21 protein-coding genes and 1 riboswitch are annotated in these 22,742 nt (G+C 69.5%); of the genes, 7 read left to right on the top strand and 14 right to left on the bottom strand.

Annotated elements, in window-relative coordinates; genetic code table 11:
- Nucleotides 1-3: 3 nt before the first annotated feature.
- A riboswitch (cobalamin riboswitch) is annotated at nucleotides 4-141 on the bottom strand.
- A 52-nt stretch (nucleotides 142-193) separates the two neighbouring features.
- From FPZ41_RS17265 to FPZ41_RS17235, 7 genes are all read right to left on the bottom strand, one after another.
- Nucleotides 194-700 carry a GNAT family N-acetyltransferase gene (locus tag FPZ41_RS17265; protein WP_152863580.1) on the bottom strand — a complete coding sequence of 169 codons (507 nt, stop codon included), beginning with the start codon at nucleotides 698-700 and terminating at the stop codon, nucleotides 194-196.
- Between the two features lie 68 nt (nucleotides 701-768).
- A complete protein-coding gene (locus FPZ41_RS17260; RefSeq protein WP_152863578.1) occupies nucleotides 769-1,758 on the bottom strand; it encodes a nucleoside hydrolase in 990 nt (329 codons plus the stop codon).
- Nucleotides 1,759-2,040: 282 nt separating this feature from the next.
- Nucleotides 2,041-3,669 carry a monocarboxylate uptake permease MctP gene (gene mctP, locus FPZ41_RS17255; RefSeq protein ID WP_322620349.1) on the bottom strand — a complete coding sequence of 543 codons (1,629 nt, stop codon included), beginning with the start codon at nucleotides 3,667-3,669 and terminating at the stop codon, nucleotides 2,041-2,043.
- Nucleotides 3,666-3,938: a DUF3311 domain-containing protein gene (locus FPZ41_RS17250; RefSeq protein WP_152863576.1), complete on the bottom strand. Its 273-nt coding sequence runs from the start codon at nucleotides 3,936-3,938 to the stop codon at nucleotides 3,666-3,668. Before FPZ41_RS17250 ends, mctP begins: the two co-directional genes overlap by 4 nt.
- 162 nt (nucleotides 3,939-4,100) lie before the next feature.
- Complete coding sequence (locus FPZ41_RS17245; RefSeq protein WP_152863574.1) at nucleotides 4,101-4,310, bottom strand: YbdD/YjiX family protein; 210 nt, start codon at nucleotides 4,308-4,310, stop codon at nucleotides 4,101-4,103.
- Nucleotides 4,282-6,459 carry a carbon starvation CstA family protein gene (locus tag FPZ41_RS17240; RefSeq protein ID WP_322620348.1) on the bottom strand — a complete coding sequence of 726 codons (2,178 nt, stop codon included), beginning with the start codon at nucleotides 6,457-6,459 and terminating at the stop codon, nucleotides 4,282-4,284. The genes FPZ41_RS17245 and FPZ41_RS17240 overlap by 29 nt, the downstream gene beginning before the upstream one ends.
- Before the next feature lie 111 nt (nucleotides 6,460-6,570).
- The gene (locus tag FPZ41_RS17235) at nucleotides 6,571-7,335 is read right to left on the bottom strand and encodes a GntR family transcriptional regulator (RefSeq protein WP_152863572.1); all 765 of its coding nucleotides are present in this window, start codon (nucleotides 7,333-7,335) and stop codon (nucleotides 6,571-6,573) included.
- A gap of 405 nt (nucleotides 7,336-7,740) precedes the next feature.
- On the opposite strand from FPZ41_RS17235, the gene FPZ41_RS17230 reads away from it, so the two are divergent.
- The 4 genes from FPZ41_RS17230 to FPZ41_RS17215 all read left to right on the top strand — a co-directional run bounded on the left by FPZ41_RS17230 (nucleotide 7,741) and on the right by FPZ41_RS17215 (nucleotide 12,525).
- Complete coding sequence (locus tag FPZ41_RS17230) at nucleotides 7,741-9,024, top strand: extracellular solute-binding protein (RefSeq protein WP_322620347.1); 1,284 nt, start codon at nucleotides 7,741-7,743, stop codon at nucleotides 9,022-9,024.
- A 90-nt stretch (nucleotides 9,025-9,114) separates the two neighbouring features.
- Complete coding sequence (locus tag FPZ41_RS17225) at nucleotides 9,115-10,110, top strand: carbohydrate ABC transporter permease (protein ID WP_152863570.1); 996 nt, start codon at nucleotides 9,115-9,117, stop codon at nucleotides 10,108-10,110.
- Between the two features lie 59 nt (nucleotides 10,111-10,169).
- Nucleotides 10,170-11,012, top strand: coding sequence for a carbohydrate ABC transporter permease (locus FPZ41_RS17220; protein ID WP_152863615.1), 843 nt, complete (start codon nucleotides 10,170-10,172; stop codon nucleotides 11,010-11,012).
- Nucleotides 11,013-11,019: 7 nt separating this feature from the next.
- On the top strand, nucleotides 11,020-12,525 hold the full coding sequence (locus FPZ41_RS17215) for a glycoside hydrolase family 3 protein (protein WP_152863568.1): 1,506 nt from the start codon (nucleotides 11,020-11,022) through the stop codon (nucleotides 12,523-12,525).
- Nucleotides 12,526-12,672: 147 nt separating this feature from the next.
- Here the strand turns inward: FPZ41_RS17215 and nagB are convergent, their stop codons facing one another.
- Nucleotides 12,673-13,458 carry a glucosamine-6-phosphate deaminase gene (gene nagB, locus FPZ41_RS17210; protein WP_322620346.1) on the bottom strand — a complete coding sequence of 262 codons (786 nt, stop codon included), beginning with the start codon at nucleotides 13,456-13,458 and terminating at the stop codon, nucleotides 12,673-12,675.
- 512 nt (nucleotides 13,459-13,970) lie between these two features.
- On the opposite strand from nagB, the gene FPZ41_RS17205 reads away from it, so the two are divergent.
- A complete protein-coding gene (locus tag FPZ41_RS17205) occupies nucleotides 13,971-15,446 on the top strand; it encodes a sensor histidine kinase (protein ID WP_131564613.1) in 1,476 nt (491 codons plus the stop codon).
- A gap of 294 nt (nucleotides 15,447-15,740) precedes the next feature.
- Here the strand turns inward: FPZ41_RS17205 and FPZ41_RS17200 are convergent, their stop codons facing one another.
- Both FPZ41_RS17200 and FPZ41_RS17195 read right to left on the bottom strand, forming a co-directional pair.
- Nucleotides 15,741-15,998 (bottom strand): WhiB family transcriptional regulator, encoded by a 258-nt coding sequence (locus FPZ41_RS17200; protein ID WP_003992873.1) that lies wholly within the window; start codon nucleotides 15,996-15,998, stop codon nucleotides 15,741-15,743.
- Nucleotides 15,999-16,315: 317 nt separating this feature from the next.
- Entirely contained in the window at nucleotides 16,316-17,281 is a 966-nt protein-coding gene (locus FPZ41_RS17195; protein WP_152863566.1) for a diacylglycerol/lipid kinase family protein, read from the bottom strand.
- Between the two features lie 184 nt (nucleotides 17,282-17,465).
- Here FPZ41_RS17195 and FPZ41_RS17190 point away from each other — a divergent pair, with 184 nt between their 5' ends.
- A complete protein-coding gene (locus FPZ41_RS17190) occupies nucleotides 17,466-17,915 on the top strand; it encodes a hypothetical protein (protein ID WP_322620345.1) in 450 nt (149 codons plus the stop codon).
- A 58-nt stretch (nucleotides 17,916-17,973) separates the two neighbouring features.
- Here the strand turns inward: FPZ41_RS17190 and FPZ41_RS17185 are convergent, their stop codons facing one another.
- The 3 genes from FPZ41_RS17185 to FPZ41_RS17175 all read right to left on the bottom strand — a co-directional run bounded on the left by FPZ41_RS17185 (nucleotide 17,974) and on the right by FPZ41_RS17175 (nucleotide 20,069).
- A complete protein-coding gene (locus FPZ41_RS17185) occupies nucleotides 17,974-19,083 on the bottom strand; it encodes an RNA polymerase sigma factor SigF (protein WP_322620344.1) in 1,110 nt (369 codons plus the stop codon).
- Nucleotides 19,080-19,493 carry an ATP-binding protein gene (locus tag FPZ41_RS17180; protein ID WP_015657891.1) on the bottom strand — a complete coding sequence of 138 codons (414 nt, stop codon included), beginning with the start codon at nucleotides 19,491-19,493 and terminating at the stop codon, nucleotides 19,080-19,082. The genes FPZ41_RS17185 and FPZ41_RS17180 overlap by 4 nt, the downstream gene beginning before the upstream one ends.
- Nucleotides 19,494-19,808: 315 nt before the next feature.
- Nucleotides 19,809-20,069, bottom strand: a complete 261-nt coding sequence (locus FPZ41_RS17175) for a UBP-type zinc finger domain-containing protein (protein WP_152863564.1) — start codon at nucleotides 20,067-20,069, stop codon at nucleotides 19,809-19,811.
- Between the two features lie 59 nt (nucleotides 20,070-20,128).
- Between FPZ41_RS17175 and FPZ41_RS17170 the strand changes: the two genes are divergently transcribed.
- The gene (locus FPZ41_RS17170) at nucleotides 20,129-21,727 is read left to right on the top strand and encodes a Na+/H+ antiporter (protein ID WP_152863562.1); all 1,599 of its coding nucleotides are present in this window, start codon (nucleotides 20,129-20,131) and stop codon (nucleotides 21,725-21,727) included.
- A 69-nt stretch (nucleotides 21,728-21,796) separates the two neighbouring features.
- On the opposite strand, the gene FPZ41_RS17165 is transcribed toward FPZ41_RS17170, so the two are convergent.
- Entirely contained in the window at nucleotides 21,797-22,693 is an 897-nt protein-coding gene (locus FPZ41_RS17165; RefSeq protein WP_322620353.1) for a 1-aminocyclopropane-1-carboxylate deaminase/D-cysteine desulfhydrase, read from the bottom strand.
- Between the last annotated feature and the right edge of the window lie 49 nt (nucleotides 22,694-22,742).

Below are 22,742 nucleotides of genomic sequence, written 5' to 3'. Positions count from 1 at the left end.
GGACGGCCGGGCGCACTGTCGGCAGGTCCTCGGACTGACCATGCGTGCGTGCCGGGCATGACGGACACACGCAAGTACACCGTTGCGGGACAGTTCCGGATTCGCACCGGATTCCCCTGCGGCGACAGCGAGCATGAGCATACATCTTGTGTCGGGTTGCGGAAGCAGCCCCACATGTTGTGTCGCAGCGGTGTCAGAGTGTCAACTCATAGGTGAGGAGAGTGATGTCGTCGAGGTGCGGGACCGGGTTCCAGTCGCGGTCGGGGGTGCGAGTGAAGCCCAGGCGTTCATAGATCCGGTGGGCCGTGTGCATGGAGCGCTGAGTGGAGAGGACGACGCCTACGCAGCCCGGAGTCGCCCGGGCGTGGTCGACACAGATGCGCACGAGACTCTCCCCGATTCCCCGCCCGCGAGCCTCGGTGGCCACCGCGAGCGTCCGTATCTCCGCCTCGCCGGACCGCGCGATGTCGGCCATGGGTCCGCCGGCCGGCACGAAAGTCACCCCGCCCAGCAGGCGTCCGTCCTCCACGGCGACGAGCACCTCGGCGGCAGCGGCCCGCTTGGCCACGTCGCGTAGTTCGGGCAGGTACGGGTCGGACTCCCCGTAGTCGAGCAGCCCGTCGCCCAGGTACGCCTGCGCGGTGATCTCCCCGAGCGCGTCGTACTCGTCGAGCCTCGCCTGCCTGATCGTGATGTCCATGGTGGGGAGTGTGCCGGACGGCTACGACAAGGGCCCGTGGATTTCCACCGCCCCGGCCCGTCAGGAGTTCAGCCCACCCCCGGCCACCGCGGCAACGTCGCGACGAAGTCCTTCGTGAAGTCGCGCGGGCCCGGGCCCAGGGCGACGCGGCCCGTGAGGGCCATGCGGGCGGTGAGGGTGGGGGAGTCGGCGTAGAAGACGCGCGAGGCGGCCGAGGGGACGAACACGGTCTTGCCGCGGGTGAGTTCGCTCGTGGACTCGACGATGACGGCGCCCTCCGCGGTGGTGAGGTACGACTCGTCCGCGCACGCGCCCACGGCGAGCGGATCGTGCAGCGGGCAGGCGTCGTCTCCGCCGTGGCGCTGGTAGGCGTCCATGTAGGCCCGCAGCAGGCGGGCGGCCAGCGCCGTGCCCGGGCCCGCCGCCTCCAGGACGGCCAGGTCGGCGGGGCGGACCAGCCAGTGGTGCGAGGCGTCCAGGTCGACCATGGTGAACGGGATGCCGGAGGAGAGGACCACCTCGGCGGCGTCCGGGTCGGCCCAGATGTTGAACTCGGCGACCGGTGTGATGTTCCCCGGTACCTGTGCGGCGCCGCCCATGAACACGAACTTCCTGACGCGGTGGGCGAAGCCCGGGTCCTCCAGGAGCGCGATCGCCACGTTGGTGAGCGGGCCCGTGGCGCATACGGTGAGCTCGCCCTCGTACTGCCGGGACAGCCGGAGGAGGGCCTGCGCGGAGGACTCCGGCAGGCGGGCGGCCGTGGAGTCGGGCAGCGTCTCGTTGCCGAGGCCCGCGGGCCCGTGGAAGGCGGTCGCGGCCGTGTACGGGAGACGGGTGAGGGGGCGGCCGGCGCCGCGGTGGACCGGTACGTCGGCGTCGATGCCGAAGGCTCTGGTGAGGGCGCGGGCGTTCAGGTACGTCTGCTCGGCGGGGAGGTTGCCGCCCACGGAGGTGTAGGCCTTCAGGTCCCATCGTCCCGTGCCGAGCAGGTACTGCAGGGCGAGGGCGTCGTCGATGCCGGGGTCGCTGTCGAGGACGATCGGGGGTCGGGGCGTCATGGTGCACCTCCGGGTGACGGCGGGTGAGGCCGCGTCGTCTGCTGCAGCGGCGTCCCGGCTCACGGATGTTTCTCGCCCCCGCCGCTCCTACCCATACCCATCCCTGGGGGCTGCCGCCCCCGGACCCCGCTTGTCGGCCTGAACGGCCTCGTCCTCAAACGCCGGACGGGCTGACAATCAGCCCCTCCGGCGTTTGAGGAGCGGGGTCCGGGGCGGAGCCCCGGGATGGGACGGGTAGGGGCGGCGGGGGCGGAGAAAACCCCTGCTCGCCCCTGCTCGCGGCTAGTGGGCCGAGCCGGCCGTGGCCGGAGGCAGTTCCACCTGCACACCCGCGTCGCCCGCGTCCGCCGTGTAGTCCTCCGGCCTCGTCTCGTCGATGCCCTCGGGGGCCTTGGCCGCCTTCAGGACGAAGGTGAGGACGACCGTGACGATCACATTGAGCACGAACGCCGTCAGACCGATGTAGCCGATCTCGCCGAGGCCCGGAATCTCCGCGTTGGAGCCGCCGAAGTGCTGCTGGGTCGGGGAGGCGACGCCGTACGCGGCCACCGTGCCGTACACCATGCCGACCGCCCAGCCCGCGAGCAGCGCCCAGCGGTGGAACCAGCGCGTGAACAGGCCGCCGACCAGGGCCGGGAAGGTCTGCAGGATCCAGATGCCGCCCAGCAGCTGGAAGTTGATGGCGACCGTCTTGTCCATCGTGAGGACGAACGCCAGGGCGCCCACCTTCACCAGCAGCGACACCAGCTTCGAGACCTTGGTCTCCTGCTCCGCGGTCGCGTCCGGCTTGATGAAGTCCTTGTAGATGTTGCGGGTGAACAGGTTCGCGGCCGCGATGGACATGATGGCCGCCGGAACGAGCGCGCCGATGCCGATCGCCGCGAAGGCCACGCCCGCGAACCAGTCCGGGAACATGTCCTCGAACAGCTGCGGGATGGCCAACTGCCCGTTGCTGACGTTGACGCCGGCCGCGATCGCCATGAAGCCCAGCAGCGCGAGCAGGCCCAGCATCAGGGAGTACAGCGGCAGGATCGTGGTGTTGCGGCGGATCACCTCACGGCTCTTCGAGGACAGCGTCGCCGTGATCGAGTGCGGGTACATGAAGAGCGCGAGCGCCGAGCCGAGGGCCAGCGTCGCGTACGTCCACTGGGAGGCCTCCGGAGGGACGACGGCACCGCGTGGCTTGTCCGTCGCCGGGTTGACCTGCGCGTACGCCTCCCCCGCCTTGGCGAAGATCTCGTCGAAGCCGCCCAGCTTGATCGGGATGTAGATGATCGCCACCGCGATGACGAGGTAGATCAGCGTGTCCTTCACGAACGCGATCAGCGCCGGGGCACGCAGACCCGAGGAGTACGTGTACGCGGCCAGCACACCGAAGGCGATCAGCAGCGGCAGGTCCTTGATGAACCAGTGGGTGTTCTCGCCGCCGCCGACACCCATCACGTCCAGCACGGCCTGGATGCCGACCAGTTGGAGCGCGATGTACGGCATTGTCGCGAGGATGCCGGTGAGGGCCACCGCCAGCGACAGGCTCTTCGAGCCGAACCGGCCGCGCACGAAGTCCGACGTCGTGACGTATCCGTGCTTGTGGGACACCGACCACAGGCGGGGCAGGAAGGTGAAGATCAGCGGGTAGATCAGGATCGTGTAGGGCACGGCGAAGAAGCCGGCCGCACCCGCCGCGTAGATCGCCGCCGGCACCGCCACGAAGGTGTAGGCGGTGTACAGGTCGCCGCCGAGCAGGAACCAGGTGACCCAGGTGCCGAACGACCGTCCGCCCAGGCCCCATTCGTCGAGGCTCTGCTCGTTCTCGGCCTTGCGCCAGCGGGCGGCCAGGAAGCCCATGACCGTGACGGCCAGGAAGAAGAAGATGAAGACGGCGAGCGCTACGCCGTTCACGCCGTCCTTCACGCGTCCGCACCACCCTTCGACGCGGCACGGGCACGCTGTTCGCGCTGGTCACGCTGCCACAGCTTGTACGCGGTCGCGGTGAGGGCCGTGGAGATGAGCACCCAGGCCATCTGGTACCAGTAGAAGAACGGGATGCCGATGAGCGTGGGGTCGGTCTTGGCGTACGAACCGACCCAGAGCATCGCCACGAACGGGGCGAACAGACAGAGGGCGATGACCACTCTCACCGGTGTCACCACCGGCGGTTTCACTTCAGGCGCATCCGACATGTTCCGGCTCCGTCCCCTCACTGATCACCTGTGCAACGCGCAGGAAATGTAAGGGACGTTCACGCCGTACGGAACCCCCCGTCCGGATATCGGATGCGGAGGTTGTGTGCTCGGCACAACACTCGGCACGAACTCGGCACGCATGCGGCACCCGGGGCGAACTCAGCAGCAGCGGAAACCCTGTCGGGGATCCGACTCCTGCCGGTCGGTCCGCATGCGCTCGAACTCCCGCCGGGACGGCACCGGCGCGTCCGGGTGGCCGGTGCGCAGGTGCGCCACGTAACGGTCGTACGCCGACTCGTCGGTCAACTCCCGTACGTACCAGCGCACGCCCCTGACCATCTCAGCCGCCCTGCCCAGCACCGACCGCATCGTGGGCCTCCTCCTTCTCCTCACGTGTCGGGAACAGCCCCGCCGGGGCGACGATCTTCGACTCCACGTACCTGGCCTCGCTCAGCGTGGAGAGCGCCGGGCGTCGTACATGGCGGACGCAGACACGGGCCGCGTCCACGATCACGACGACGACGAGGAGCGCGAGGACCGCCGAAAGGACGCCGTCCACTGTGGAGTTGGTGACGATGGTGTGCATGTCGTCCATGCTCTTGGCGGGTGGGAGCACCTTCCCCGCGTCGATGCCGTCCTGGTAGACCTCGCGCTGCTGGAAGAAGCCCACGCGCGGGTCGCTGGAGAACACCTTCTGCCAGCTCGCGGTGAGCGTCACCGTGGCGTCCCAGGCGAGCGGAACGCCCGTGATCCAGGCCCACTTCAGGCGCCCGGACTTCACCAGCAGTGTGGTGCACACGGCGAGGGCGACCGCCGCCAGCAGCTGGTTGGAGATGCCGAAGATGGGGAACAGCTGGTTGATGCCGCCGAGGGGTTCGTGGACGCCCACCCACAGGAAGTAGCCCCACAGCCCGCAGACGATGCCGCTGGTGATGACCAGGCCGGGCTTCCAGCTGACGTTCCTGAACGGCTTGTAGACGTTGCCCAGCGTGTCCTGGAGCATGAAGCGGCCCACGCGCGTGCCGGCGTCGAGCGCGGTCAGGATGAACAGCGCCTCGAACATGATCGCGAAGTGGTACCAGAAGGCGCGCATCCCGTCCCCGGTGACCTGGGCGAAGATCTCCGAGACACCGACCGCGAGCGTGGGGGCGCCGCCGGTGCGGGACAACAGCGACGACTCCTCGACCTGCCGCGCCGCCTCGGCCAGGGCCTGCGGCGAGATCTGGTAGCCCCAGCTCCCCACCACCTGTGAGGCGTTCTGCACGGTGTCGCCGATGACCCCGGCGGGCGCGTTCATCGCGAAGTACAGCCCGGGGTCGATGACGGAGGCCGCCACCAGCGCCATCACGGCCACGGAGGACTCCATGAGCATCGAGCCGTAGCCGATCAGCCGGACCTGGGTCTCCTTCTGGATCATCTTGGGCGTCGTACCGCTCGATATGAGCGCGTGGAAGCCGGACAGCGCGCCGCACGCGATGGTGATGAACACGAACGGGAAGAGCGAGCCCGCGAAGACCGGGCCGTCGCCCCGGGTCGCGAAGTCCGTGACCGCGTCCATCTTCAGCGTGGGCAGCGCGAACACGACGCCCAGCGCGAGCAGCAGGATCGTGCCGATCTTCATGAAGGTGGAGAGGTAGTCGCGGGGCGCGAGCAGCATCCACACCGGCAGGATCGAGGCGATGAAGCCGTACCCCACCAGCCAGACGACCAGCGTGGACGGTGCGAGCGTGAAGGTGTCGGCCCACGACGACTCGGCGACCCAGCGGCCCGCGACCAGCGCGAGCAGCAGCAGCGCGACCCCGATCAGCGAGACCTCGGTGACCCGTCCCGGCCGCAGCACCCGCAGGTAGAAGCCCATCAGCAGGGCGATCGGGACCGTCATCGCGATGGAGAACGTGCCCCAGGGCGACTCCGCGAGGGCGTTGACGACGACCAGCGCCAGCACCCCGAGCAGGATGATCATGATGGCGAACGCGGCGAGCAGCGCGGCGGCCCCGCCGAACGGGCCGATCTCCTCACGGGCCATCTGCCCGAGGGAGCGTCCGTCCCGGCGCGTCGAGAAGAACAGCACCACCATGTCCTGCACGGCGCCCGCGAAGATGACGCCGGCGACGATCCAGATCGTGCCCGGCAGGTAACCCATCTGCGCCGCGAGCACCGGGCCGACGAGCGGGCCCGCGCCCGCGATCGCCGCGAAGTGGTGGCCGAGCAGCACGCGGCGGTCGGTGGGGTGGAAGTCGATGCCGTTGTTGAGGCGCTCCGCCGGGGTGGCCCGGTTCCGGTCGACCTTGAGCACCTTGTACGCGATGAACTTGGCGTAGAAGCGGTAGCCGATGGCGTACGAACCGAGGGCCGCCGCGACCATCCAGGCGGCCGACACGTTCTCGCCACGGGCCAGCGCGAGCACGGCCCAGCCGGATGCGCCGACGAGGGCGACGACGGTCCAGACGACGATGGTTCGCGTTCGTGGGGTCGTACGGCTTGTACGGGGACTGTTCTGAGCGTTCTCGGTGCGCACCGGGTAGTCCTCCCGTCCATACGGAGACGGCAGGAACGTAGAGCAGGAAGAGGGCTTGCGCCACACCGCGTGCACGAGTTCAAGTGGCTCGTTTCCGCGGTGGGTTGAGCTCTACTCCGCGGGGCGCTTGAGCCGTGCCACGAACTTGTACCGGTCACCTCGGTAAACGGACCGCACCCACTCCACCGGCTTGCCCTCCTTGTCCAGGGAGTGCCGGGAGAGCATCAGCATCGGCAGGCCGACGTCCGTGCCGAGGAGGCCGGCCTCGCGGGGGGTGGCCAGGGACGTCTCGATGGTCTCCTCGGCCTCGGCGAGGTGGACGTCGTACACCTCGGCGAGCGCCGTGTAGAGGGACGTGTACTTGACCAGGGACCGGCGCAGCGCGGGGAAGCGCTTGGCGGACAGGTGGGTCGTCTCGATCGCCATCGGCTCGCCGTTCGCCATGCGCAGCCGCTCGATGCGCAGCACCCGGCTGCCGGCGGTGATGTCGAGCAGCCCGGCGAGTGTGTCGTCGGCGGTGATGTAGCCGATGTCGAGGAGCTGCGAGGTGGGTTCGAGGCCCTGGGCGCGCATGTCCTCGGTGTAGGAGGTGAGCTGGAGGGCCTGCGACACCTTCGGCTTGGCGACGAACGTGCCCTTGCCCTGGATGCGCTCCAGACGGCCCTCGACGACCAGTTCCTGCAGGGCCTGCCGCACGGTCGTGCGCGAGGTGTCGAACTCGGTGGCCAGCGTGCGCTCCGGCGGCACGGGGGTGCCCGGCGGCAGCGTCTCCGTCATGTCGAGGAGGTGCTTTTTCAGACGGTAGTACTTGGGCACGCGCGCGGTACGGACGGTGGTCCCGTTCTCGTTCTCCGCACTGCTGACGTCGGTGCTCATGCTCCGCCTTCCCGGCTCCCGGTGCCGACGCGACCCGACGGATCTCGGTCACGGCTCACATCGTGGCACGGCTTCGGGTGCGGGTGTTCCCCGCACACTGCGTGATCCCTCTGTATACCTTCACGCCCCTTGCTGGTCTAGTCCACCGCGGCGCAGTGGTCTACCCGATTGTGCGCGCGGGGCTCGCTGGTTTCGTCGGCTTCTTACTTAAAGGTCCCTGCATATGTAGGTCCCATAACGGCTGGTGAGGGTGCACTCCCACACCCTTGACACACCTATTGGTCTGGGCCAAGCTCGGCGCACTGGTCTACACCATTGGTCCAGTGTCCCGGCCCCACGGGCAGTACCTCGTCGTATGTCACCGCGGTGGGCAGGGGGGTACGTGGCATCCCTGAGGAGGGTGGCGTGAAGCGCAAGCTGACAGCCGCGATCGGTATCGCGGGCATGATGGTTTCCGTCGCTGCGTGTGGGGGCGGCAGCAAGGCCGAGGGGTCCGGCCAGGGGGCGGATGCCAAGGAGCTGACGGTCTGGCTCACGGTGGACGCGCAGAACAACTGGCCGGAGCTGGTGAAGGCCGCCGACGCGGCCGTCAAGAAGAAGCACCCGGGCATCACGATCAAGCACGAGTACTACGGCTGGCCCGACAAGAACACCAAGCTCGACGCCGTCCTCGCCACCGACAAGGCGCCCGACGTGGTCGAGATGGGCAACACCGAGATGCTCGGCTACATGGTCAAGGGCGCCTTCGCCCCCCTGGAGCCGTCCGAGTTCGACAACGCGGACGCCTGGCTCGACGGCCTCAAGGCCTCCGTGACCTACGAGGGCAAGACGTACGGCGTCCCGTACTACGCGGGCGGCCGCGTCGCCAACTGGCGCAAGGACATCGCGAAGCAGTCCGGCATCACGTCCCCGCCCACGACGTACGACGAGCTCACCGCCGCCCTCGACAAGATCCAGAAGGAGCAGGGCGGCAAGTTCAACGCCTGGTACCAGCCCACCCGTGACTGGTACGCGGCCATGTCCTTCGTGTACGACGCCGGCGGCGCCATCGCCAAGGAGGAGGGCGGCCAGTGGAAGGCCACCCTGTCCTCGCCCGAGTCCGTCAAGGGCCTGGGGGAGTTCAAGAACGTCATCGACACCTACATGAACGGTGACAAGACCAAGGACGAGTCGGACCGCTACATCGTCTACGGCCAGGGCAAGTCCGCCATGATCTTCGCCGCCGCCTGGGAGGGCGCGACCGCCGCGGACCCGAAGAACGACAAGACCGGCAAGCTCAAGGACAACCTGGAGAACTTCGTCATGCCGGGCCCGTCCGGCAAGAACATGCCCGTCTTCCTGGGCGGCTCCGACCTCGCCGTCCCGGTGAAGTCCGACGCCCAGGCCGTCGCCGCCGAGTGGATCAACGCCTTCACCGGCCCCTCCGGTCAGAAGGGCCTGATGGCCAAGGGCAACCTGCCCAACAACAAGACGGACCTCGCGACCCTCAAGAGCGACCCGGCGACAGCGGTCCCGGCCACCGCGGCCGAGTCCAACTGGTTCGTCCCGATGGCGCCGGGCTGGGGCCAGGTCGAGAAGGCCCAGATCCTGCAGACCATGCTGCAGAACATCGGCACCGGCAAGCAGTCGGTCGAGGCGGCGGCCAAGGAGGCGGACGCCGCGATCGACAAGGTCATCAACACCAAGTGACCCGCGAGCGGGGCTCCGTCACCGGCGGAGTCCCGCTGCCCGTACGACCTGGCTGCCCGTACGACCTGAGGGACCGCTGAGGAGCGCGCGATGAGTGCCGCAGACACGACCACCCCCGCCAAGGTGCCGCCCCCGCGGCAGGCACCGCCGACACCGTCCCCGGCCGCCAGGGAGACACCACGCGCGCGGCGCACCCCGGGCGGGGCCGCCGTACCCTGGGCGCTGCTCGCGCCCTGCCTGCTGATCCTCGTGCTCGTCCTCGGCTATCCGCTGGTCCGGCTCTTCACCCTGTCCTTCCAGAAGTTCGGCCAGTCCCAGCTGTGGGGCTTCCAGCCGGCCGAGTCCGTCGGCTTCGCGAACTTCACCGACGTGCTGGGCGACGGCGAGTTCTGGGCGGTCGTCGTACGGACCGTCGTCTTCACGGCCGGAGCGGTCGTCTTCACGATGGTCATCGGCATGCTGATCGCGCTGCTCCTCCAGCAGGTCTCCGGCTGGGTGAAGACGCTGATCAACATCGCGCTGGTGGCGAGCTGGGGCATGCCCATCATCGTGGCCACCACGGTCTTCAAGTGGCTCTTCGACTCCGACTACGGCGTCTTCAACGCGCTGCTCAGCAAGCTGCCGGGCGTCGACATGATCGGCCACAACTGGTTCGCGAGCGGACCGCAGGGCCTGGCCGTGATCATGCTGCTGGTGGTGTGGGGCGCGGTGCCGTTCGTGGTGATCACGCTCAGCGCGGGCCTCACCCAGGTGCCGAAGGAACTGCAGGAGGCGGCCCGGCTGGACGGCGCGGGCGCGTGGGGCGTGTTCCGCTACGTCACCCTGCCGATCCTCAAGCCGATCATCGTGATGCTCACGACCCTCTCGGTCATCTGGGACATGGGCGTCTTCCCCCAGGTGTTCGTGATGCGGAACGGCCACCCGGAGGCCGAGTTCCAGTTGCTCACCACCTACTCCTACGACAAGGCGTTCGTCGTGAACGACTACGCCCAGGGCTCGGCGATCGCCCTGCTCACCGTGCTGTTGCTGCTCGGCGTCGTCGCCGTCTACATGCGGCAGATGCTGAAGATCGGAGACGTCGAATGAGCAGCATGAGCGGCATGACCGGCACCACCCGCGTGACCGGTACCAGCGGCCTGACGGGCATGAGCACCCCCGCCCCCGCGGGGCCGCGGAAGTCCAGGCTCGGCTGGAACCTGCTCGGCCTGCTGGTCTTCGTCACCGTGGGCTTCCCCGTCTACTGGATGCTGAACACGGCGTTCAAACCGGCGAAGGACGCCATCGACCCGGATCCGAGCCTGCTGCCGACCGGACTCACCGTCGCCAACTTCAAGCGGGCGCTGGACGTCGCCGACTTCTGGGGCCCGGTCGCCCGCAGCCTCGTCGTGTCCCTCACGGTGGTCGTGATCGGCGTCGTGGTCGGCATGCTGGCGGCCCTGGCCATCTCCCGCTTCGCCTTCCGCGGCCGGAAGGTGGTGATCGTCGGAGTCCTGGCGGTGCAGATGGTCCCGCTGGTAGCGATGATCATCCCGGTCTTCCTGCTGCTGAACGACCTGAACCAGTACGACAGGCTGTCCGGCCTGATCATCACGTACCTCACCTTCATCCTCCCGTTCACGGTGTGGACGCTGCGCGGCTTCATCGTCAACATCCCGCGCGAGCTGGAGGAGGCGGCCATGGTCGACGGCTGCTCACGCACGGGTGCGTTCGTCCGGGTGGTCTTCCCGCTGCTCGCGCCCGGTCTGGTGGCCACCTCGGTGTACGGCTTCATCCAGGCGTGGAACGAGTACCTGTACGCCCTGATGCTGATGAGCCAGCAGAACCAGACGGCGACGGTCTGGCTCGGCAACTTCACCACCAAGCACGGCACCGAGTACGCCCCGATGATGGCCGGCTCCACGATGATGGCGGTGCCGATCGTCGTCCTCTTCCTCCTCGTCCAGCGCAAGATGGCCGCGGGCCTCACCGCGGGCGCCGTGAAGGGATAACGCACCCATGACGACGATCGCCGGTGGCACCACCGTGCCCGGTTCCGGACAGGACACCCTGACGCGGGACGCCCTGACCGTCCTCCAGCCCGGCTTCCCGGGCACCACCGCCCCCGACTGGCTGCTGCGCCGCCTGGGCGAGGGCCTCGCCTCGGTGGGCCTGTTCGGCCGCAACGTCGCCTCGCCCGAGCAGCTCGCGGCCCTGACCGACCAGTTGCGTGCCGAACGCGAGGACGTCCTGGTCGCGATCGACGAGGAGGGCGGTGACGTGACGCGCCTGGAGGTGCGCACCGGCTCCTCCTTCCCGGGCAACCACGCGCTGGGCGCCGTGGACGACGTGGACCTCACCCGCGAGGTGGCCCACGAGCTGGGCCGCCGCCTCGCGGAGTGCGGCATCAACCTGAACTGGGCCCCGTCCGCGGACGTCAACGCCAACCCGTCCAACCCCGTGATCGGGGTGCGCTCCTTCGGCGCGGACCCCGACCTCGTGGCCCGGCACACGGCCGCCTACGTCTCGGGGCTCCAGGCCGCCGGAGTCGCGGCCTGCACGAAGCACTTCCCCGGGCACGGCGACACGGCGGTGGACTCCCATCACGCGCTGCCCCGCATCGACGCGGATCAGTCCCTGCTCCGGGCCCGCGACGTGGCCCCCTTCCGGGCCGCGATCGCCGCCGGCACCAAGGCGATCATGAGCGCGCACATCCTGGTCCCGGCCCTGGACGGGGAGTACCCGGCGACCCTCTCCCGGCGCGTCCTGACAGACCTGCTGCGCGAGGACCTCGGCCACGACGGCCTGATCGTCACCGACGGCATGGAAATGAAGGCCATCGCCTCCACCTACGGCATCGAGCGCGGCAGCGTCCTCGCCATCGCCGCGGGCGCGGACGCGATCTGCGTCGGCGGAGGCCTCGCGGACGACGAGACGGTACGCCGCCTGCGGGACGCCCTCGTCTCGGCGGTTCGCTCCGGCGAACTGCCCGAGGAGCGCCTGGCCGACGCGGCGGCCCGGGTACGGAAGCTGGCGTCCTGGGCGGGCACACGTACCGCCGAGAGCGGTGGCACGCGTACCGACGACGTCGGCCTCACGGCCGCCCGCCGTGCGCTGACGGTGACACGCTCCACGACGTACGAGCCCGTGAGCGAGCCGCCCTTCGTCGCGGCCTTCACTCCGGTCGCCAACATCGCCGTCGGGGACGAGACCCCGTGGGGCGTCGCGGCGGAACTGGCGCGCCTGCTGCCCGGTACGGAGACGGCGAGCTTCGCGGGGGAGGGAGCGGCACAGGCGGCCCTGGCCTCCGCGGGCGCCCGGCGGATCGTGGCCGTGGTCCGCGACGCGCACCGTCACGCGTGGATGGACGCGGCCCTCGACACGCTCCTGGCCGCCCGCCCCGAAACGATCGTCGTCGAGATGGGCGTCCCCCAGTCCCCGCCCCGCGGCGCCCTCCACATCGCCACCCACGGCGCGGCCCGGGTGTGCGGACGCGCGGCGGCGGAGGTCATCGCGGGGGAGTGACGGCGGGCCGGCCGGTGGGGAAGGGCGCGGCCGCGCCCCGAAGGGGCGCGGGGAACTGCGCGACCAGCCACGTACGACTGCAGACCGCAACTCTCGTCAGTCCCGTGCTCTGATCGGCATGTCCACGCTGCAAGCGCAGCGCCCCGTTCAGATCCCCTGCCACTCCGGCTTGTTCGCATACGTGTGCCGGAAGTAGTCCGCGAGCTTCAGCTCGGACGCCGCGGCCTCGTCCACGACGACCGTGGCGTGCCGGTGGAGCTGCAGTGCCGAGGCCGGGCACACCGCGGCGACGGGCCCCTCCACCGTCGCCGCCACCGCGTCCGCCTTGCCCTCACCCGTCGCGAGCAGGACCAGGTGCCGCGCCTCCAGGATCGTCCCGATGCCCTGGGTGATGACGTGGTGCGGCACCTGCTCGATGTCGCCGCCGAAGAACCGCGCGTTGTCGATCCGGGTCTGCTCGGTGAGTGTCTTGATCCGCGTCCGGGAGGTGAGCGAGGAGCACGGCTCGTTGAACCCGATGTGCCCGTCGGTCCCGATCCCGAGCAGCTGGAGGTCCACCCCTCCGGCCTCGGCGAGCGCCTTGTCGTACGCCTCGCACGCCCCCTGCACGTCCTCGGCGGTGCCGTCGGGCCCCATGAACGCGTCCATGCCGATGCCCAGCGGCTGGAGCACCTCGCGCCGGAGCACGGAACGGTACGACTCGGGGTGCTCGGCCGGCAGCCCCACGTACTCGTCGAGCTGGGCTATGCGGGCTCGCGACACGTCCACCGCGCCGGAGCCCACGCGTGCCGTCAGCGCCTGGTAGACGGGCAGCGGTGTGGAGCCGGTGGCCACTCCGAGCAGGGCGTCGGGCCTGCGCCGGAGCAGCTGGGCCATGGCCTCGGCGATGACTTCGCCGCCTGCCTTCACGTCCGGGACGATGACAACTTCCACGCTGGGCCTGCCGATCTGGAGAGGGACTCAACTGGGACCCGGAAGGGCACGATGTGGTTTAGACCAATCTAGCAGAAGCGCCTTCTGGCGAGTGTCTCGATCGGGTCCCCCACGTGAACCGAAGAGGGCTACTCTGCGTGGAGGGCGTCAGCGGATGTTGGACAATGCGACAACAACAAACATCCGTCAACGCATGGACACACGTGGTGGTCTAGTCCACAATGCCTAGGTAGAGCGTGTAACCACCAAGCATGCGAACCACAAGCCTCCGTCTTCCCCGCACAGGAAGGCGGACCGAGGAACCGGCGCTCTCTGCCCTGACTGCTCCGGCTCCTCATCCTTCGGCCGACCGGGACCGCACACCCCGCGGCCGATGCTGCTCCGGGCTGCGGTGCCGGGAGGGTTGAGGGTCCCTCTCAGGCGCCGCGGCCCGCGGGTGTCTCCGGGGCCGTGCCAGAGGGTGCTCCCACGGCCTGGCGGTCCTGTCCGAACCGCCAGGTACGCTCGCACACGTGCCCTCCATGAACGAACTCGTACGCCAGCACACCGCCCTCAGCGACTCCGACCTGGAGTGGCTGCACCTGCTGGTGTCGGAGTGGCAGCTGCTCTCGGACCTCTCTTTCGCCGACCTCGTCCTGTGGGTCCCCACCCACGACGGCACCCGCTACGTCTCCGTCGCCCAGATGCGCCCCAACACGGGCCCCACCTCGTACCAGGACGACATGGTCGGCCATCTCGTCCCGCGCGGCCGCCGACCCCTCCTGGACGCGGCCCTGGACGAGGGCAGGATCGTGCGCGAGGGCGACCCGGAGTGGCGTGAGGAAGTTCCCGTACGGGTCGAGTCCATTCCTGTGCGGCGGGAGGGCCGCGTCCTCGGTGTCATCGCGCGCAACACCAACCTGCTGACCGTGCGCACCCCGAGCCGCCTCGAACTGACGTATCTCCAGAGCGCGTCCGACCTCGCCCAGATGATCGCTGCCGGATCGTTTCCGTTCCCGAACCAGCAGGTTGAGATGGACGCCTCGCCGCGCGTGGGCGACGGACTGATCCGGCTCGACGCCGACGGCCTCGTCCAGTACGCCTCCCCGAACGCCCTCTCCGCCTACCACCGCCTCGGTCTCGCCGCCGACCTGGTGGGTCACCACCTCGGCCTGACGACCGCCGAACTCGCGCCGTCCCGGGGCCCGGTGGACGAGGCGCTCGCCAAGGTGGCCAGCGGCTGGGCGCCGCGCGAGTTCGAGATCGAGGCCCGCGACGGGGTCATCCAGTTCCGCGCGATCCCGCTCAAGCCCAAGGGCACCCGCATCGGCTCACTGGTCCTCCTCAGGGACGTCACCGAACTGCGCCGCCGCGAGCGCGAGTTGATGACGAAGGACGCGACGATCCGGGAGATCCACCACCGCGTCAAGAACAACCTCCAGACGGTGGCCGCGCTCCTGCGCCTCCAGGCCCGGCGCATCGAGTCGGAGCGCGGCCGCGCGGCCCTCGAAGAGGCCGTACGGCGGGTCGGGTCCATCGCGATCGTGCACGAGACGCTGTCGCAGAACCTGGACGAGCGGGTGGAGTTCGACGAGATCGCCGACCGCGTCCTCGCCATGGTCGCGGAGATCTCCCCGGGCAAGGTCACGGGCCGGCGCAGCGGCCGGTTCGGAATCCTGGACGCGGAGGTGGCGACCCCGCTCTCCATGGTCCTCACGGAAATCCTGCAGAACGCCCTTGAACACGGCTTCCGTGAGGGTGAAACCGGCACCGTGGAGGTCTCGGTGGTGCGCGGCGGCACGACGAAGGAGGCCCGCCTCCTGGTCACCGTCCAGGACGACGGCGTCGGCCTCCCCGAGGGCTTCGACCCGCACAGCTCGGGCAATCTCGGCCTGCAGATCGTACGGACGCTGGTGGAGGGGGAGTTGGGCGGCACGTTCGACATGGTGCCGGCGCCGGAGCGGGGGACGCGGGTGCTCCTCGACGTGCCGGTGCGGGCGCAGAAGTAGCGGGCGCTGAAGTAGGCGTACGTAGGACGTTCACATTCATTGCGCACGCGAACGGCTCCGCGACTGCGGGTGGCGTACGGAACACACGTACAGAACGCACCTACAGAACCGGCGTACGGGAACGGCGTACAGGAGCGGCGTCGAATAAGCGATGAGCCCCGGACCAGGAAATCGGTCCGGGGCTCAGATGCTCTGAATCATGCGCATCGGGGGCACTGCGCGCTGCGGCTCGGGGGCGGGAGATGCGTACTCGCTGTACGCGCCGCCAAGCTCAGGCTATTGCTGGGTGGGATGTCAGGCGGAGGCCTGACGGGCCCGGTTGCGGGCGGCGCGGCGCTTCATGGCGCGGCGCTCGTCCTCGCTGAGACCACCCCAGACGCCGGAGTCCTGACCGGACTCAAGCGCCCACTGCAGACACTGCTCGATCACCGGGCAGCGACGGCAGACAGCCTTGGCTTCCTCGATCTGCAGCAGCGCAGGACCGGTGTTGCCGATGGGGAAGAACAGCTCGGGGTCTTCCTCGCGGCAAACGGCGTTGTGACGCCAGTCCATGGCTGCTACCTCTCTTGGTGTTACTTGCACGTTGCTTGTGAATGTGAACGCTTTCACGAATCCCTCAACAAGTGAAGGGCCGATCACCAGACGGACTGGTGTGGTCCTTGGGTTTGAGGAGGGGTTCCGGTGCTCTGTGGGGCCGATGTTGCGGGCTGTCCCGAGCGCCACGTAGAGACTCGCAAACCTCAGCGGCGGATACAACCCCTTCCGGAAAGTTTTTTTTGATTCCTCGGTGTCGACTAGGTCACAGCCGTACTTCCATGGGGTGGACCCTGGGCTAAACGTTCGAGTGGAAGGACTTTTGCGTGTTCCGCTCACACAATCACACGCAGTGCACGGCGTACGCCTGTGAACGTCACGCTCGTACGCAGCCCGAGGTGGTCGCCGTCCATCTGAAGCGGGAGTGGCACCTTCGAATGCAAGGTGAAGTCGGTCAGGTCATGGAGGGATGTCGCATGCCTGCCGTGAGGTCCCCGCGCGGGGGACGAAGTGAGCAACTGGGTGCCATACCGGGCAACCGCGACCGTCGACATACGGCTGAGGCCGAGTACGTCGAGTCCCTTATCGAACGAGGCCTTAGGTGACGCGTACACCGGGCGATTGCCCAGATACGTCCACGGAGTGGTGTTGCAGACTATCGAGAGCACCAAATCGGTCACCGGGTCGGCGCCGGGGCGCTCCAGTGTGATGGTTCCCTGGCGGCGGTGGGGTTCCCCGAGGAACTGGCGTATCGCCTGGCGCAGATAGAGGGAGTGCGTGGAGCGTTTGCCGCGTTCGCGGTGCTGTTCGACACGGCCGACCACGCCGGCGTCGAAGCCCAGGCCGGCGTTGAAGGTGAACCAGCGGGCGGGGACGCCCTCGTCCTCGCTGCCCGGGGCTCCGGCGGCGAGACCCAGGCCCACCGTGCGCTCGCTGCCCTGACGCAGGGCGTCCAGGAGGGCGCCGGTCGCTTCCACCGCGTCGTTGGGAAGGCCCAGGGCGCGGGCGAAGACATTGGTGGACCCGCCGGGGACCACGGCGAGGCGCGGGAGGCGGTCGGGGTCGGGGCCCTCGTGGAGGAGGCCGTTCACGACCTCGTTGATCGTGCCGTCGCCGCCGAGCGTGATGACCAGGTCGATATCCTCGTCCGCCGCCTGCCGACCGAGGTCGCGTGCGTGCCCGCGGTACTCCGTCGTGACCGCGTCGAGCTTCATCTCGCTCGCGAGGGCGTGGATCAGGACATCGCGCGTACGTGCGCTTGTGGTGGTTGCCGCCGGATTGACCACGAGAAGTGCACGCATGCGATGCAGCGTACCCACAGGGTGGTACTCGGCCCACTTCGAGGTAGGGGGTGGGTGGGAGAACGTGGAGTGATGGGCTTTTTGGTGCTGGTTGGCCCGGTTCGTCCGCTGTGTTGGTGCCTGTCCGCAGAACCCGGCAGACGGGACCGTCAGCCCGCACCCCCGGAGGGATACGCTTCCTCAGGTGAGCTCTGAGCAGAACCGCAACCCTGAGAACTCCGACGCCGAGCCCCGCCCAGGACGGCTGACCGCCGCGGCAGCGCTGGCCGCTTTGGAGGGGCTGGCCCTCGCCGTGGGAGGCGGAGCCATGCTCGTGCTGGGGCTCGCGGGTGACCCGGACGATCGTCAGCAGGCCGTCACCGGGGGAGTCACCCTGATCGTGCTCGCGTTGCTGCCGCTGCTCGCCGCGCGGGGACTGTTCCTGCGGCGCAGCTGGAGCCGGGGGCCGGCGGTCATCACACAGATCATGGCGCTCCCGGTGGCGTACAACCTCCTCCAGGCCGACAGCTTGGCCATCCCGGCTGGGATCGTCCTCGCGGTCGTCGCGGTCACCGCGCTGGTTCTCCTGGTGAACCCGGCGACGACCCGGGCTCTCGGCATCCGAGGGCCGGGGGACGTGCAGGACCAGAAGTAGCGAGGAGCGCCCCGGCGGAGCGGTACGCCCTGGCGGAACGGTGGGCGCCGCGAGGGGGCTACTCCTCGACCAGGAGTTTCTCCCGGAGCTGGGCCAGGGTGCGGGCCAGCAGACGGGAGACGTGCATCTGGGAGATGCCGACTTCCTGGGCGATCTGCGACTGGGTCATGTTGCCGAAGAAGCGGAGCAGGAGGATTCGCTTCTCCCGTGGGGGGAGATCCTCCAGGAGCGGCTTGAGCGACTCGCGGTACTCGACGCCCTCCAGCGCCTCGTCCTCCGCGCCCAGGGTGTCCGCCACCGCGGGTGACTCGTCGTCCGTGTCGGGGACGTCCAGAGAGAGGGTCGAGTAGGCGTTCGCCGACTCCAGGCCCTCCAGGACCTCTTCCTCCGAGATGGACAGCTTCTCGGCCAGCTCGTGGACGGTGGGGGAGCGGCCGTGCTGCTGGGAGAGCTCCGCCGTGGCCGTGGTGAGCGCCAGGCGCAGCTCCTGGAGCCGGCGGGGGACGCGGACCGCCCAGCCCTTGTCGCGGAAGTGGCGCTTGATCTCGCCGACCACGGTGGGCGTGGCGTAGGTCGAGAACTCGACTCCCCGGTCCGGGTCGAAGCGGTCCACCGACTTGATCAGGCCGATGGTGGCGACCTGGGTGAGGTCGTCCAAGGGCTCGCCGCGGTTGCGGAAGCGGCGCGCGAGGTGCTCGACGAGCGGCAGGTGCATCCGGACCAGCTGGTTGCGCAGCTCCGCGTACTCGGCGCTGCCCTCCTTCAGCGCGCGCAGCTCGACGAACATCGCCCGCGCCCCGCTGCGGTCGTGGGGGTCGTGCTGCGTGCCCTGCACGCTCTGCTCACCGTTCCGCTCGTGCTCGCTCATAGTCCCGCCCGCCGTCACCCGACGCCGCCCTTCCGAGGACGTGGTGCTCCGTACGGCACCCTCCGGATTCCTTCGCCCGTCGGAGAGCTCCCCGTGCTCCTGGTCGTCGGTCGGCTCTGCCCGCTGAGACGCGCCGACCGCCGCCGAGGAGTCGTCCTCGGGGTGCGGCCGGGCCTGCTCGGGGATGCCGTCGACGCCGTCCGCCCAGTGCCGCGGCCCGCCCGGGCCATCCGTGCCCCCGGCGGGAAGTTCCCGTGTGCCGCGCTCTTCGTCCCGCACCGGCCCTTCCCCGTTCTTCACGCCGGCCCGGGTCCCGCGCCGCGCTGTTTGTAGAGGCTGATCGAAACGGTTTTGTCGTCGTCGACGGCGGACGACACCTTGCCCGCGAGGGCCGAAAGGACGGTCCAGGCGAAGGTGTCCCGCGAGGGGGCGTGGCCGTCCGTGGTCGGGGCGGAGACCGTCACCTCGAGCGAGTCGTCGACGAGTCGGAAGACGCAACTGAGCACCGAGCCGGGCACGGCCTGCTGAAGCAGGATCGCGCAGGCCTCGTCTACCGCGATGCGCAGGTCCTCGATCTCGTCGAGGGTGAAGTCCAAACGGGCCGCGAGGCCGGCCGTGGCCGTACGCAGCACCGACAGGTAGGCACCCGCAGCCGGCAGCCGGACTTCCACGAAGTCCTGGGTCGCGGGCTCGCCTGCGATCTGGGACACCCTCACCTCCAAGGTGGTACAAGCTGTTTCGGGGTCCGAGGGTCGCCCCCCGGGGTAACGCGCTATGTGGTTCAGCGGTGACGCTACCGCGCTCCCACGTTCCGTGTCCCGGTGACCCCGTCTCGTGCTGTCACTCATAGTAAGCACATGAACACGCTCGGTGGCTAGGGGTCTGCGGGCCTCAAATAGGAAGAGCGCGCGCCGCATTGACGTACCCACACGTCAGACCGTCGAACCGTGTCACATGACTACGCCATCGCGGCGCCTGTGTCATGCGCATTACGGTTCTTTGGTCGCGTGCCCGGTGGACGCGCGTCACGCGAGTACGTGGTCGACAAAGCACCATCGCCAGCTCTCGCCAGGTTCGAAGGTCCGCATGATGGGGTGGCCGCTCTCCTTGTAGTGCTCGGTCGCGTGCCGGCCGGGCGAGGTGTCGCAGCAGCCGACGTACCCGCACGCCAGACACAGCCGCAGTTGCACCGGGTGCGTACCGGCGGCCAGACACTCGGGGCAGGTGTCGCTCAGCGGCACCGGCTCCGGACTCGGCAGCGCGTCGACGTGCGTGCACTGTTTCATGATTGCCAGGTTACGACGGTCGCGCGGAACGCGGCGCGGAAAAGAGGACGGCGAGGATCATGGACGTGTTGCCACTGCTGTTGCTGGTCGCGGGCAGTGTCGCCGTCGCCGGCGCCGCCCGTCGCACACCGGTGCCGCCGCCGCTGCTGCTCGTCGCGGCCGGCCTGGCCGTCTCGTACGTGCCCGGGGTGCCCGAGTACACGCTCGACCCGCATGTCGTGCTTCCGCTGATCCTGCCGCCGCTGCTCTACACGGCGGCCACCGAGAGCTCGTACCTCGACCTGCGGGCCCAACTGCGGCCGGTGGCGTTGCTGTCCGTCGGATACGTGCTGTTCGCGACACTCGTCGTCGGCTGGGCCGCGTACCTGATCGTGCCGGGGCTGCCGCTGACCGCCGCACTGGTGCTCGGGGCGGTGGTGGCGCCGCCGGACGCGGTCGCGGCGACGGCGGTCGCGCGCAGGGTGGGGCTGCCGTCGCGGATCACCACGATCCTCCAGGGCGAGTCCCTGGTGAACGACGCCACCGCGATCACCGCGTACCGGGTGGCCCTGGCGGCCGCCATCGGCGAGGGCGCGACCTGGGCGGGCGCGATCGGCGAGTTCGTACTGGCGGCGTTCGGCGGGATCGCGGTGGGGCTGCTGCTGATGGTGCCGATCCAATGGCTGCGCACCCACTTGAAGGAAGCGCTTTTGCAAAACACCCTCTCCTTGCTGATCCCGTTCGTCGCGTACGGGCTCGCCGAGTGGGTGCACGCCTCCGGAGTGCTCGCCGTGGTCGTTGTCGGCCTCTACCTGGGGTTCCGCAACTGGCAGGTCGACTTCGCGACCCGGCTCCAGGAGGAGGCGGTCTGGAAGATGGTCGGCTTCCTGCTGGAGTCGGCGGTGTTCGCACTGATCGGACTGCAACTGCAGGTCGTCCTCAGAGGGCTCGGCGAGAACGAGGGGACACGCGCCGCCTGGTATGCCGCAGTCCTCTTCGTCGTGGTGGTCGCCGCCCGCTTCGTATGGGTGTACCCGGCGACCTTCCTGCCACGGTTGCTCTCGCGACGGATCAGGGAACGGGAGGAGAACCCCACCTGGAAGGCCCCCTTCATCGTCGGCTGGGCCGGAATGCGAGGCGTGGTGTCGCTGGCCATCGCCTTCTCGATCCCCGTGACGGTGAACGGTGGCGGGCCCTTCCCCGAGCGCAATCTGCTGCTGTTCCTGACCTTCACCACGGTCATCGGCACCCTGGTGCTCCAGGGGCTCACCCTGCCCCCGCTGATCCGCCTGCTGCGTCTGCCCCGGCGTGACTCCCAGGCCGAGACCCTCGCCGAGGCCAACGCCCAGGCCCAGGCGTCCCGGGCCGCCGACGCACGCCTCGACGAGCTGCTCGCCGACGAGCGCAACGCGCTGCCGCCGCCGCTGGCCGACCGGCTCCGCTCGGTCCTGGAACGGCGCCGCAACGCCGTATGGGAGCGGCTGGGCTCGGTGAACCCGTTGACCGGTGAGACCGCCGCGGACACCTACGGCCGCCTCTCGCGGGAGATGATCGGCGCCGAGCGAGCCGTCTTCGTGAGGCTCCGGGACGGCCGGTACATCGACGACGAGATGCTTCGGACCCTGCTGCGCAGACTGGACCTGGAGGAGGCTGCGGCCTACCGGGAGTCGGAGGAGTGAGAACGGGCGCGTGCGGGCAATCCAGGTGTGCCCCTGGGGCTGGGTTCCGTCCGGAACGACTCGGTCCGCTCAGGTGGCGAACGGCGCTCCGGTGATCACCGCCGCGAGGGTGGTCCCCCAGGGGAAGGTGCCCTCCTCGGCGAGGGTGACGAGCCCGTACAGCATCTTGGCCACATAGAGCCGCTCGACCGGCAGTCCGTGGCGCTGCTCGAACGCCTCGGCGAAGGCGTCGAGTTCGGGGGTGGTGCGGGCGTAGCCACCGAAGTGGAAGCGGTCGTCGAGGGACCAGTCGCCGCGGGGGCCGCCGAAGGCGCGCTGCTGGAGGGTACGTATCTCGGCCTCCAGGAAACCGCCCCGCAGGACGGGCACACCCAGGGCGCGCTGTCCGGGGGTGAGACCCGCGGCCAGCCCGGCGAGGGTACCGCCGGTGCCACAGGCCAACGCCACGACATCGGCCCGGCCGCGCAGCTCCTCGCCGAGCTCCTGACAGCCACGCACCGCGAGGGAGTTGCTGCCGCCCTCGGGGACGACGTACGCGCCCTCGGCGCCCACGGTACGGAGAATCTCGGCCAGCGTCGCCGGGTCGGTCTTGCGGCGGTACACCGACCGCGCGACGAAGTGCAGCCGCATTCCGTCGGCCGCGCACCGGGCCAGCGACGGGTTGAGGGGGCGGTCTGCCAGCTCCTCGCCCCGCACCACCCCCACGGTGGGCACACCCAGCAGGCGGCCGGCGGCGGCCGTGGCCCGCAGATGATTCGAGTACGCGCCGCCGAAGGTGACCACAGGGCGGCCCGCCGCGGCCCGCAGGTTCGGGGCGAGCTTGCGCCACTTGTTCCCGACCAGCTCCGGATGGATCAGATCGTCCCGCTTCACCACCAGCCGCACCCCGCGCCGCCCGAACCGCTCGTCGTCGATGTGCTGCACGGGGGACGGCAGGTCCGGTCGCAGGGTGTCGAGGCTGGTCACCTGCCCATTGTCGGACAGGGGGAGCGGGGGCGAGCGGGGGGTGTGGTGG

It is taken from the genome of Streptomyces acidicola, from assembly GCF_009377235.1.
GTDB classification, from domain to species: domain Bacteria; phylum Actinomycetota; class Actinomycetes; order Streptomycetales; family Streptomycetaceae; genus Streptomyces; species Streptomyces acidicola.
The sequence above is the reverse complement of the archived record's forward strand: the minus strand, read 5'-3'. Positions and strand labels throughout refer to the sequence as shown.